Below are 12,662 nucleotides of genomic sequence, written 5' to 3' on the forward strand. Positions count from 1 at the left end.
GCCTGCTGCGTGCACGGGATGCCGTACCGGATGACAGACTGAGGCCATGGACGAACGCGTGATCGGCAGGTCGGGTCAGTGGGCATCGGTGGTCGGGCTCGGCACATGGCAGCTGGGCGCCGACTGGGGCGACGTGGACGACAAGGTGGCCCTGTCCGTGCTTGAGGCGGCGGCCGAGGCCGGGGTGACCTTCTTCGACACCGCCGACGTGTACGGTGACGGGCGCAGCGAACAGACCATCGCCTCCTTCCTGCGCGGCCGGCCCGACCTGCACGTCCTCGTGGCCACCAAGATGGGCCGCCGGGTCGAGCAGCTCCCGGAGAACTACGTCCTGGACAACTTCCGCGCCTGGAACGACCGTTCGCGCCGCAACCTCGGTGTCGACCGCATCGACCTGGTGCAGCTGCACTGCCCGCCCACCCCCGTCTACTCCTCCGACGAGGTGTTCGACGCCCTGGACACCCTGGTGGCGGAGGAGCGGATCGCCGCCTACGGGGTGAGCGTGGAGACCTGTGAGCAGGCGCTCACCGCGATCGCCCGGCCGGGCGTGGCCAGCGTGCAGATCATCCTCAACCCGTTCCGCATGAAGCCGCTGTACGAGGTGGTGCCCGCCGCCCGCGAGGCCGGCGTCGGCATCATCGCGCGGGTACCGCTCGCCTCCGGGCTGCTGTCCGGGAAGTACACCAAGGACACGGTGTTCGCGGCCGACGACCACCGCACCTACAACCGGCACGGCGAGGCGTTCGACCAGGGCGAGACCTTCTCCGGGGTCGACTACGCCACCGGTGTGGAGGCCGCCGCCGAGTTCGCCGCGCTGGCCCCCGAGGGGTACACCCCGGCCCAGCTCGCGCTGCGCTGGATCATCGAGCAGGAGGGCGTCACCACCGTCATCCCCGGCGCCCGCGACCCGGAGCAGGCCCGCGCCAACGCCGCCGCGGCCAAGCTGCCGCCGCTGCCGCGGCAGACCTTCGACGCGATCCGCGAGCTGTACGACCGCCGGATCAAGGACCAGGTCGAACACCGCTGGTAGCGGTCCGCACGCCCCCGCGTTGTTTGCCGCCGTTTGACGAACGGGCGGACGGTTACACGGCACCCCATGACGCGTGATGGGCGGCGCCGGGGGCGCGACGAGACGGAGGAGGAGCGGGCCGACCGGATGTGGGGCGAACTCATCCAGGAGGTCCGCGTCGCCCAGACGGGCGTACAGATCCTGTTCGGCTTCCTGCTGACCGTGGTCTTCCAGCCGAAGTACGGCCGCCTGGCCGACACCGACCGGATGATCTACATCGTGACCGTCGTCATGGGCGCCTGCGCCACCGGCGCCCTCATCGGACCGGTCTCCCTGCACCGCCTGGTCTCCGGCCACCGGGTCAAACCGCGAGCGGTACGGCTGGCCTCCCGCATGACACTGGCCGGCCTCGCCCTCCTCCTCGCCACGATGACCTCGTCCCTCCTCCTGATCCTCCGCGTGGCCACCCACGACGGCTATGTCCCCTACCTGGTGACAGCCGTCGTGGCCTGGTACGTCCTGTGCTGGTACGCCCTGCCCCTGTGGGCCCGCCGCCGGAACACGGACGGGTCGGGGGACTAGCGGGGGCTGGGGTCAGACGGCGGCCGCGGGGCGGAACAGTGTCTTCAGCATGCGATGGGTGGCGGCGTCGGTGGCGTGGATGCGGGTGGCGTGGGTGCCGCGCGTGAGCAGCACACGGTAGGTGTTGAGGGCGTAGCGGAGGTACTGCTGGGGAGTGAGACCGCGGAGTTGGCGGTCCTCGCTCTGATCGGGGCGGGCCTGCCAGCGGCCGTTGTCCCAGACGAGGTCGGGGCCGATGATGACGCCGGCGTGGTGGTACTCGAGACCTTGGGCGGTGTAGATGCAGCCGATCTGCTGGTGGCCGCCGGAGTGACTGGCCCAGAGCTGGCTGCGGGGAGCGAGAACGTGGCCGTCATGGGGGTCGGTGAGGGCGGTTTCGGCGTTCCAGGCGGCGCGCCAGGTCCGGGCGGGTGTGGAGGGGCCGGCGGGGACCTGTATCTCGATGTCGAGGGGGAGGGTGGTGGCGCCGCGGGGGCGGGTGCGGGTCCAGGGCCAGCAGAATCCGGCGGTGGTGCGGGCGGTGTGCCCGGCGGCGGTGGCCTGCTCGACCCATTCCTGCAGCTGGAAGGGGTCGTCGGACAGGCCGAGGTCGTATCCGGCGGATCCGGTCCAGGGGACGGGCCTGCCGTACAGCAGGGCGTCGACCCAAGCGGTGTACGCGGCTGAGCCGCCGCACCGGAAGGAGCCGGTCAGCTCGAGGTGGTGGTGGGTCCGGCCCACGGCACGGACGGCGGCACCGATCTCTTCGACGGTGGTGCCTTCGTCGGGGCGGATGATCTGCCGCTCGTCCAGGAAGATCACGGTCAGCGGTACGTGGTCCACCACTGCGGCCAGGTCCCGTGGCAGGCCACGGGCACCGCCCCTCTTGATGCGCTGCGCCTCATCGATGACGAGCGTGCCGGCCTGCCGCGCCACGCTGCGCATCAGACTCGCCGCGGGGAACAGTTCGCGGGCGGCGCCGTGATCGCGGGTGGCGTCCAGGAGGTGGGCGCGCAGGGTGCCGGAGGGAGTGATGAAGCGGGGACGGGAGGAGGGGTGGGCCCGCATGAGGTGACCCAGCAGCCGTGCGGCGAGGGCTGTCTTGCCACTGCCCGGGCCGCCGCTGACGGTGACGACCGCGCCGCCGGTCCTTCCGCCCCGGCTGTCCGGGGCCCGGACGGCGTCGGCGGAAAGCGCGCGCAGGTGACGGGCGGCAGCGGCACGAATCCGTACGTACGCTTCCTGCTGGTCACCCACCAGCGCGAACGCGACATTCCCCTCCAGGACGGAGCCGACGTGGTCCAGGAGCCGGGTGGAGGGTGTCCACCGGATGCCCTCGAAAGCGGCTACGTCGTCGCTGGACGGCGCGCGGACGTCCCCGCACCGCAGCAGTCCTGCCAGGGTCCCGGCGGGCGCCGACAGGTCCTCGCCGCTGAGCACCGGGATGTCGGCGACCGCGGGAGCGTCCGGCCGCCGCAGCGCCTGGGCCTCGGCGGCGGTGGCGTTGTGCAGCAGGACCACGGCGCGCACATCCAGATGCGGGGCGCTCCGAGGCCGCCAGTGCTGGAAGAAGCTCCGGTAGGACGCCACCTGGAACACGGGATGGACCGTTACCTGCCCGTCGGCGCGCATCACCTGCTCATGGTCGAGGACGCGGCACTCATGCCACTGCTTGAGCTCGACCACGACCAGGACCAGTTCACCGCCGGGACCGGTGCCGACCAGCAACGCGTCCAGGCGCCGGCCTCCTCCTGGGGTGCCGTACTCCAGGTACACCTGCACATCCGACAACTCCGCCCGCACCAGGGCTTCCAGCAGCGGCGGCCATGACCGGCGCCAGGCACGCACTTCCGCCTCGCCGGGCTCACCGAACCCCGCTGCCCGGTACCGCGCGACGCACCGGTCGATGAACGAGCGGTCCTTCAGCTCGTCGGCGACCTCTCGTACCCGCCCCGCGGCGGCGCACGCGACATGCGACCACGCTCCCGCGGGCAAGGCCCGGTCGGTGACCCGTGGTTCCTTCTCTGCCGCATGGCGGGGCAGTGTGACAGCCGGTTTCAATTCGTCCACGTTCCATCTCCTCGTTCGCACACTTCCCCGGACGGGCCCTGCCCAGCTCTGCGGGACCCTGAATCCACACCTCGTCAGGGGGTTGTATGCACCTGGTCGTTGACGTCCGGGGCTTCGGACGAGCCAGACCGCAATCAACACCCCTCTATAGACCTCTGCGTAAGCGTGATCTTATGATGATCTGCATGATGAAGGCTTCGCAGTTCATGATGGTTCATGTGGGTCAAAGCACAGAGGCCCAGCGGAACTTGGTGCACGGGATCGAAACGCGCTCGTGGGGGTTCCCCGAACGCAAGGACGCGGCCAAGGCCGAGTACCAGGGGGCGCGCCCGAGGTTCGCCGTGCTGGCGACGGGGGCGTCGCCGCGGGTTCCGCTCGAGCAGTGGCTGACGGGTACCGCGACCCTCTACCTCTTCGAGGTCCGGAAGGGCTTCTACACCGGTCACGCACCGCACTGGCCGGATGAAGAGGCGGAGATGCGCGTGAAGTACCCGCTGCGCTTCGGTATCGAGCCCTTGGCGGTCCTTCGTGACGTACCGCTGGGGCCTGAGGGTCCGTTGACCGAGGCCGGCAGTGACGCGATACGCCGCTCCGGCACCGACCGTGGCATGGGCAAGATCGTCGACATGCCGGCCCTGCCGCTGCTGGACCTCGCGGGCATCCCGGTCGACGCGGACGAGCCGGAGAGGGTCCCGCTGGACAAGTCCCCCGGCTTCACCGGCGACCAGGTCGAGGGGAAGAAGAAGCCCCAGCGCCGGCGTCGCGGCGCCGGCTACATATCCGATCCCAAGAAGCGCAAAGTGATCGAACTGCACGCCGAAGACATGGCTGTCGCTCACTACGAAGCCGAGGGCTGGACGGTTGAGCGCCTCGGCAAGCCGTACGACCTGCGCTGCACGCGCGGCACCGAAGAACGCCATGTGGAGGTCAAGGGCACCACGGGCGCGCCCACCAGCGTCGAACTGACCATCAACGAGGTGCTCCACGCCCGGGACAAGGACAACACGGTGGACCTGTACGTCGTCAGCGACATCAAGGTCGACACACGCACGGACCCTTATGACACCAGCGGGGGGGAGGTCAGCCTCTACCCGGACTGGGAACCGGCCGAGCAGGACCTCAGGCCCCGCAGGTACGAGTACCGCCTGCCGTTGACCAGCGGCTGACCGAGGGGGGCCGGCCGCGGGTCCGGAGCCTCACCGCGGGGCCTCTTCCCCGGGCCCACCGGCTGATCGCTACCGGACCGCCTGGGCACGGGTCTCCCTGCGGCCGGTCGCACGGGCCTGCAGGGTGTCGAGTTGGCGGTCGTGGAGGCGGCTGAGGAGGGTCAGGGACAGGAGGGCGCCGGTCAGGGCGCAGAACATGTCCCACTGGGTGTCCCAGACGTCGCCCTGGGTCGCGAGGAAGGCGTCCGCGCCGTGGCCGCCGATCTCGGCCGCCAGCCACTCCAGCAGTTCGAAGCAGGCGCTGAAGGCCATGCAGGCGCACACGGTGAGCGGTGCCAGCCAGCGGCTGCCGCGCAACGGTGAGGTGCGGGTGAGCAGTTCGCGGACCAGCACGGCGGGGACGAAGCCCTGCACGAGGTGCCCGAAACGGTCGTACGGGTTGCGGTCCAGGCCGAAGGCGTCGCGCACCCAGTCGCCCAGCGGCACCTGCGCGTACGTGTAGTGCCCGCCGACCGCGAGGACCAGCGCGTGCGCGGTGAGCAGCCCGCACAGCAGCCCGGTGAGCGGGAAGCGCCGCCAGGCCAGTACCACCAGCGGCAGCCCCGCCAGCGCCCACACGGTCTCCAGGAACCAGGTGGTGCGGTCGTGCGCGCCGATCGCCGACACGGCCAGCGCCGTGGCCACCACGCCGGCGAAGACGGCGGGCGGCACACGGCGCGGCGCCCGGAGCGGGGCGGGATGCACTGCGGTCACAACGGGGCTCCTTGCCTGAGGCGTCGTAGGGCCCCCATGGTGGCGCCGGGCCGGGTCCCCGGACATGAGTACGGCTACTCAGCCCCGGAGAGGATCTCCGCCAGCAACTCGTCCACGTCGACCCGCTCCCGGCCCGGCGGCACGACCTGGTGCGTCTCGCGCAGGAAGGCCGCCACCGCGGGCGCCCACGCCAGCACCACCGCCCGGTGCCGGCTGCCGTCCGGCCGGCTGTCCCCGAGGAACTCCAGCCGCAGCTCGTGGCACGGCCCGCTGCCCTGCGGCCGCAGCCGTACGTCGCCCACGCCGACCGGTCCGGCCAGGCCCGCGGAGAGCATCTCCCGGTCCAGCCGCCAGCAGGCCAGCACCCGGCCGTCGTGGGCGAAGGCGGCGGTGACGGCGAACGGGTCGTCGGCGGCGTAGCCGAGATGGGCCAGCACCGGACACCGCCCGGTGCCGGGCGCGAGCAGCTGCACCACCAGGGTCTTGTGCACGAACGGGTTCACGCGGGGCCTCCGGCAGACGATCGGCGTAGAGACTCCTAGTACCCCGGCATCGCCCAGGATGCTCACCCGTGGGGCTGATTCCCGCGCCGCGGCGCTGGACGGCCCGTCAGCCGAACGCCTCCCGCAGCGCCGGCAGCAGGGTCTTCGCCGACCAGTCCAGGAACTCCCGCTGCGCGTCACCGCCGATCTGCACCAGCGCGACCTCCCCGAACCCGGCCTCCGCGTACGGCCGTACGGCCTCCACGAAGGCATCCGGGTCGTCACCGCACGGGATGGAGGAGGCCACGTCGTCCTCGGTCACGAACTGCGTCGCCGCCTCGAACGAGTCGGGGTGCGGCAGTTCGGCGTTCACCTTCCAGCCCAGGCCGAACCAGCGGAACTGGGAGTGGGCGCGCTTCACCGCCGTGTCCCGGTCGGGGTCGTAGCTCACCGGCAGCTGCCCGACCCTGGGCTTGCCGCTGCCGCCGTGCCGGTCGAAGGCCTCCAGCAGGCCCGCCTTCGGCTCGGTCGCGATCACCAGATCGGCCAGCTGCCCGGCCAGTTCGCAGGACTGGTCGCCGGAGACGGCGATGCCGATCGGCGGCGCCTGCTCCGGAAGGTCCCACAGCCGGGCCGACTCCACGTCGTAGTGCTGCCCGTGGTGGGTGACATGCCCGCCCTCGAACAGCGCGCGGATGATCCGCACCGACTCCTCCAGCATCTCGTGGCGGACGTCCACCGGGGGCCAGCCGCCGCCCACGACATGCTCGTTCAGGTTCTCGCCGGCGCCCAGACCGAGCCGGAACCTGCCCTCCGACAGCAACTGCACGGTCGCCGCCTTCTGCGCCACGATCGCCGGGTGGTAGCGCAGGATGGGGCAGGTGACGTAGGTCATCAGCGGGATCCGCGAGGTGGCCTGGGCGGCGGCGCCCAGCACGCTCCACGCGTAGGAGGCGTGCCCCTGCGCGCGCAGCCACGGGAAGTAGTGGTCCGAGATCACCGAGAAGTCGAACCCCACCTCCTCGGCGCCCACCACGTGCTCCACCAGGTCCCGGGGGCCTGCCTGCTCGGTCATCATTGTGTAGCCGATTTGCACCATATCCGGCGAGTCCCCGGCTCGGCGTCCGGAAAACGGCCCACGGCGCGGGTCGCCGCCGCGGCACCCGGAACGGGGTCAGGGAGGGCGCTTTCGCGTACGGGCGGTAGCCGGCCGGCAGCGCGGGGTACGGGAGGCGGAGGCGGTCGGCGTGGATCTCCGGCAGCCTCTCACAGGAGCCCGAACCGGTTGGCCCACCCCATGATTTCCGTGGGTGTCGTGTTGCCGCCGCACACCACCAGCCCGATCCGGGCGGTCGAGCCGACCCGTTCCGTCACCTGGCGGGCCGCGGGCAGCAGGCAGCCCGCCGCCGGCTCGGCCCACACCTTGGCGTGGTCGGCGAGATCCAGACAACCGCGTACCGCCTCCCGGTCCGGCACCACCAGGACCTCCTCGACGAGGGCGGACACATGGTCGTACGTCAGCCGTGACACCGAGGGCGCGCTCAACGTGGTGACCAGGGAGGACAACGGCACCCGCACCGGACCGCCCGCCCCGAGCGCGCCGGACATCGCCTCCGCGCCCTCGGTCTCCACGCCCCACAACCGTACCCCCGGCCGCCGCGCGCGCAGGGCCGCCGCGACCCCGGCGATCAGGCCGCCACCGCCCACGCTGACGACGACGTCGGTCAGGTCCCCGGCGTCCTCGGCCAGCTCCAGACCCACCGTGCCCTGTCCGGCGATCACGGCCGGGTCGTCGAACGGGTGGACCAGGGTCAGCCCCTCGTCCCGCAACCGCGTCACCAGTTCGAAGGCGCTGTCCATGCCGTCGGTCAAGCGCACCGACGCCCCGGCCTCCTCGGCGAGCGCGAGGGAGCGGGCGGGCGCGGTGCGCGGCATGACGACGGTGGCCTTCACGTCGAGGGCCGCCGCCATCACCGCGAGCGCGATCCCGTGGTTGCCGCCGCTCACCGCGACCACGCCCGCCGCCCGCTCGGCCGCGCTCAGCGACAGCAGCTTCGCCGTGGCCCCGCGCGCCTTGAACGAGCCGGTGCGCTGGAGCAGTTCGAGCTTGGCGGTGACGGGGACGCCGAGCAGGCCGGTGAGCCCGGGGCTCGGCACCGTCGGCGTGCGTACGACGTGGCCGGCGATGTGCCGGGCGGCGGCTTCGATGTCCGCGAGGCCGATCAGGGTGCTGTCCGAGTGGGAGATCAAGGCGCTTCATCCTTCCGGCACGGGTCGGGAGCCGTACCGCTCGCACCTTGACCCGCCGGGAGGGCGCTGGTCAACGCCGTTCCGGATCATGGCCGGGTCCGCGTCCCGGCGGCGCGGGACTCAGTGCTGCTGGCTCTTCTGGGGCGTCAGCTCGCTCGGGCGGACCACCACGAACCCCTCGCCCTGGAACATCAGCTGCACGGCCTCGCCGGAACCGCCGCGCAGCATCGAGCCGATGGACTGCGAGCGGTGCAGCGAGGTCCGCAGATGCGTGGTCCAGCCCACCACCGCGTCCGTGTCGACGTACACCGGCGCCTGCTCGGACACGGGGATGACCAGCGGGTCGCCGTCGCAGACCAGGCCGAGCCGGCCCTGCCCGGTGAACACGCTGTTGAACAGGCCGCCGCCGGTGATGCCCGACCCCTTCACCGTCTTGATCTCGTACGACAGCGACGCGTCGAAACACAGCACGTTGCGGCCGTTGACGGTGAACTGGTCACCGGGCTCGACCTCGACGATGAAGCAGTTCTGCGCCTCGTGCGCGAACCATGCCTCGCCCTGTCCGCGCACCGCCATCAGGGGCAGTCCCTCACCGGTCACCGCCCGCTTGAGCATGCCGCCGACGCCCTGCCCCTTGCGTTCGAACGCCAAGTCGCCGCGGTAGGCGACCATCGCGCCCTGCCGGGCGTACATCTCGCCGTGCACCGCGTACTTGACGCACTTGGCGTTCTCGACGGACATGCCCGGCGCCGCGGCCGGCCGCACCATGTGCTGACTGGAAAAGAGATCACCCTTCATGCAGGGCATGGTGTCCCGGACGGACCGGTTCTGCCAAGATCACCGAACGTGCCGGCCGGCCCGCGCGCCGGTCACTTCCCGCAGAACGCCGATTCCAGCGCCCCGGCCAGGGTGTTGAGCACCCCGGCGTTGTTCGAGGTGTTCGCCATGGCCGTCAGGGTCCGCCCGCCGTCCTTCGTGCCGAACGCATAGGTGTAGTAGCCCTGCACCGCCCCCGTGTGCCCGTACACCGACACGCCGCAGGACAGATCGCGCCGCCGCAGCCCGAGGCCGTACGCCGTCGTGCCGTTCACCTCGGTGAACCGCTCCATGTCGGCGAGCCGCGCGGCGGACAGCAGTCTGCCCCCCAGCAGCGCGCCGTAGAAGACGTCGAGGTCCCGGGCGCTGGAGATGAGCGCCCCGGCGCTCTGCGCCCAGGACACGGTCTGCGCGGTCGCGTCGACCAGCGGGGCGCCCGCGCGGTCCGGAGTCAGGTAGCCGCGGGTGTACCGGCCCGGGATCGCGGTGTCCGGATGGACGTAGAAGGTGTCGGTCAGCTTCAGCGGCTTGACGATCCGGTCCCGGTAGGCGGTCCGCACCGGCTTGCCGGTGAGCTTCTCGACGAGCAGCCCGGCGACGACGAAGTTGGTGTTGGAGTAGGAGTAGGCGGCGCCGGGCGCGTCGGTGCGCGGCTTCTTCAGGGAGAGGGCGACCAACTGCCGGTAGGTGAAGACCTTTTCACGGACCGCCTCGAAGCCGGAGACGCTCGCGGCGAACATGTCGTCGCTGTAGTCGTACAACCCGCTGCGGTGGCTCAGCAGATGGCGGACCGTGATCCGGTCGTCCGGCAGCAGGCCCGGCAGATAGCGGTTGACCGGCGCGTCCAGCGAGAGCCGGTGTTCGTCGACGAGTTGGAGCAGCACCACCGTCGTGAAGGTCTTGGTGACGCTGCCGATCCGGAACCGGTCACCGGTGCTGATGGCCCGTCCGGTGACGCGGTCGGCGACGCCGCGGGTGACCCGGTACGTCCGGCCGTGGTCGTCGATCCGGGCCAGCGCCCCCGGCGCCCCCTTGGCCACTACCGAGCGCAACACCGTTGCCAGACCGGTGGTGTTCGGCGCCGGCAGCGCCGCCACGGCCGGGCCGCGCGGCGCCGCCGCCGGAGTGGCCGCTGCCAGCCGTGCCGCCGCCGTCGCCGCCTGCCGTGCCGCCTTCGCCGCTGCCTGCCGCCCCACCACCGCCGGAGCCGCCGCAGCCTGCCGTCCCACCGCCGCGGGAGTCGCCGCTGCCTGCCGTGCCGCCGCCTGGGGGTCCGGTGTTCCCGTCGCCGCCCGCGCCGGGACCGCGAGCAGCGACAGCGCGACCGCGCCGAGTACCCCTGCCCGCCCCACAGTTGCCGAGTCCATCCCCTGCCCACTTCCGTCCGGTCGGTTCCTGATGCGATATCGGTCACATCCCGCCCTGGGAACCTAGGGGATGAGAACCCCGTCTCCCCAGTCGACACACGATGGGTCACGTCGTGATCACTCTGTGGCTTCCATGTGTAAAGGATTGTCATAGAGGTTCACGAAATGGATCATTCCGGCTTTACGTGTCCATGACTGATCGGCAAGGGTTACCTCTGGGGGCCAGACCAGCCCCCGTGGCGCCCAACCGCGCCATGTCCCAAGGCGGTTGACGACCTCGGCCGCCTGTGTACGAAGGAACCCTGATCAGATTGCGTAGACCGCACATACGCACCGTGGCGGTCGCCGTCGCGGTGGCGACGGCTGCGACGGGCCTGGCCGGTACGGCCTTCGCGGGTCCCGGCACGGGGGAGCGGCACGCCGCCGCCTCGGCTTCTTCGAACGCCGCGGTGGTGGTGGAGGCCGCGCGCGCCGCGGCCTTCGCGCACGCCTCGGCGACCGGCGTCACCAAGGGCGACGAACTGCACGCCCAGGACGTCCTGCTCGACCCCGAGGGCGCGCGGCACGTCCGCTTCGTCCGCACCCACGGCGGCCTGCCGTTGCTCGGCGGCGACCTCGTCGTCCACCTCGACGGCAAGCTCGGCTACACCGGCGTGACCCGCGCGGCCGGCCACACCGTCAAGCCCGCCGCCAAGGCCAGGCTGACGGCCGCCCAGGCCGCCGCCAAGGCCGCCGAGGCCGCGAAGGGCGACGCGGGCGGCGCCCAGCTCGTGGTGGACGCCCGGGCCGGCGCCTCCGCGCTCGCCTACCAGGTCACCGTCACCGACCAGGACACCGCCCGCACGGTCGTCGTCGACGCGGTCACCGGCAAGGTGCGCAGCAACACGCCCACCCGGGACGAGTTCCTGTCGCCGAAGCTGCTCGACGCCCTGCGCGAGCGCGGCGAGACCCTCGACCCGGCCACCGGCACCGCCTCCGCCGCGGCCGCCTCCGGCCTGACCGGCTCCGGCGCCACCGGCGCCACGCGCTACCCGTCGGCCGCCAAGGGCACCGGCAAGACCCTCTTCGTGGGCAACGTCGGTCTCACCACGACGCAGACCTCGCGCGGTCACTACCAGCTCAAGGACCCGAACCGGTACGGCACCGAGACCCGGGACGCCAAGGGCTCGTACACCGAGAAGTTCAGCGCCGGCGCCAAGTTCACCAACACGACCAACGTGTGGGGCAACGGCAAGACCAGCAGCCGGGTCACGGTCGCCGCCGACGCGCAGTACGGCGTCACCAAGACGCTGGACTTCTACAAGTCCACGTTCCAGCGCAAGGGCATCCGCAACAACAGCAAGGCCGCCCAGGCGATGGTCCACTGGGGCAAGAAGGTCGCCAACGCCTTCTGGGACCCCACCTGCAACTGCATGCTGTACGGCGACGGCGACGGCCAGATGTTCAAGAAGCCGCTCGTCGTCCTCGACGTCACGGGCCACGAGCTGACCCACGGCGTGGTGGAGGCGACCGCCAACCTCCAGCCGACCTTCGTCGACGCCGACGGCAACCAGTACGGCGAGCCCGGCTCGCTGAACGAGTCGCTCGCGGACATCTTCGGCTCGAACGTCGAGTTCTACGCCAAGAACGCGAAGGACACCCCGGACTACCTGGTCGGCGAGAAGCTGGGCCTCGCGCAGAAGTTCCTGCGCCGCCTGGACCGCCCGTCGCTGGACAAGCTCGAGGGCACCATCGACTACTGGTCGCCGGACACCTACTACACCGAGGTGCACGCCGGTTCCGGTGTCTCCTCGCACGCCTACTACCTGCTCGCCGAGGGCAGCGGCAAGAAGAAGATCGGCGGTGTCGAGTACAACTCGCCGACCTACCGCAACCTCCAGGTCAAGGGCATCGGCCGGGCCAAGGCGACCGCCGTCTACTACCGGGCGCTCACCCGCTACATGGTCTCCAGCACCGACTTCCACCAGGCGCGCACCGCGACGCTGAAGGCGGCCAAGGACCTGTACGGCGCGAACAGCACCGAGTACAAGACGGTCGACAGGTCGTGGGCCGCGGTGAACGTCACCGCCGCCAACACCCCGCGCGCCCGCCGCTGACGGACGGCGCCGCGACCCCGCACCACCGGATGCCCCGCCCCGCGCGGGGCATCCGTCTGTCCGTTGCGGTGTCGGGCGCGGACTCGCCGGTC

General features: G+C 71.5%; 11 protein-coding genes. 4 read left to right on the forward strand and 7 right to left on the reverse strand.

Features of this window, described 5'->3' with window-relative positions:
• Positions 1–46: 46 nt before the first annotated feature.
• Both ACSURM_RS33430 and ACSURM_RS33435 read left to right on the forward strand, forming a co-directional pair.
• Positions 47–1,030: an aldo/keto reductase gene (locus ACSURM_RS33430; protein WP_436959630.1), complete on the forward strand. Its 984-nt coding sequence runs from the start codon at positions 47–49 to the stop codon at positions 1,028–1,030.
• A 66-nt stretch (positions 1,031–1,096) separates the two neighbouring features.
• Positions 1,097–1,591: a DUF6328 family protein gene (locus ACSURM_RS33435; protein ID WP_436959632.1), complete on the forward strand. Its 495-nt coding sequence runs from the start codon at positions 1,097–1,099 to the stop codon at positions 1,589–1,591.
• Between the two features lie 12 nt (positions 1,592–1,603).
• On the opposite strand, the gene ACSURM_RS33440 is transcribed toward ACSURM_RS33435, so the two are convergent.
• Positions 1,604–3,565: a DNA/RNA helicase domain-containing protein gene (locus ACSURM_RS33440; protein WP_436959634.1), complete on the reverse strand. Its 1,962-nt coding sequence runs from the start codon at positions 3,563–3,565 to the stop codon at positions 1,604–1,606.
• Between the two features lie 284 nt (positions 3,566–3,849).
• Between ACSURM_RS33440 and ACSURM_RS33445 the strand changes: the two genes are divergently transcribed.
• Entirely contained in the window at positions 3,850–4,806 is a 957-nt protein-coding gene (locus ACSURM_RS33445) for a protein NO VEIN domain-containing protein (protein WP_436961234.1), read from the forward strand.
• 69 nt (positions 4,807–4,875) lie between these two features.
• Here ACSURM_RS33445 and ACSURM_RS33450 read toward each other — a convergent pair whose 3' ends face one another.
• The 6 genes from ACSURM_RS33450 to ACSURM_RS33475 form a co-directional block, all read right to left on the reverse strand.
• A complete protein-coding gene (locus ACSURM_RS33450) occupies positions 4,876–5,517 on the reverse strand; it encodes a DUF2238 domain-containing protein (protein WP_436961235.1) in 642 nt (213 codons plus the stop codon).
• Positions 5,518–5,633: 116 nt separating this feature from the next.
• On the reverse strand, positions 5,634–6,062 hold the full coding sequence (locus ACSURM_RS33455) for an SsgA family sporulation/cell division regulator (protein WP_189992828.1): 429 nt from the start codon (positions 6,060–6,062) through the stop codon (positions 5,634–5,636).
• Positions 6,063–6,168: 106 nt separating this feature from the next.
• A complete protein-coding gene (locus ACSURM_RS33460; protein WP_436959635.1) occupies positions 6,169–7,140 on the reverse strand; it encodes an LLM class F420-dependent oxidoreductase in 972 nt (323 codons plus the stop codon).
• 167 nt (positions 7,141–7,307) lie between these two features.
• Positions 7,308–8,267: a threonine/serine dehydratase gene (locus tag ACSURM_RS33465; protein WP_436961236.1), complete on the reverse strand. Its 960-nt coding sequence runs from the start codon at positions 8,265–8,267 to the stop codon at positions 7,308–7,310.
• Positions 8,268–8,411: 144 nt separating this feature from the next.
• Positions 8,412–9,089, reverse strand: a complete 678-nt coding sequence (locus ACSURM_RS33470; RefSeq protein WP_436959637.1) for an AIM24 family protein — start codon at positions 9,087–9,089, stop codon at positions 8,412–8,414.
• Between the two features lie 71 nt (positions 9,090–9,160).
• Positions 9,161–10,474 (reverse strand): serine hydrolase domain-containing protein, encoded by a 1,314-nt coding sequence (locus ACSURM_RS33475; RefSeq protein ID WP_436959639.1) that lies wholly within the window; start codon positions 10,472–10,474, stop codon positions 9,161–9,163.
• A gap of 311 nt (positions 10,475–10,785) precedes the next feature.
• Between ACSURM_RS33475 and ACSURM_RS33480 the strand changes: the two genes are divergently transcribed.
• Positions 10,786–12,570: a M4 family metallopeptidase gene (locus ACSURM_RS33480; protein ID WP_436959641.1), complete on the forward strand. Its 1,785-nt coding sequence runs from the start codon at positions 10,786–10,788 to the stop codon at positions 12,568–12,570.
• The last annotated feature ends 92 nt before the right edge of the window (positions 12,571–12,662 follow it).

The sequence above is a fragment of the Streptomyces sp. SudanB182_2057 genome (assembly GCF_964272715.1).
GTDB lineage: Bacteria > Actinomycetota > Actinomycetes > Streptomycetales > Streptomycetaceae > Streptomyces > Streptomyces rubradiris.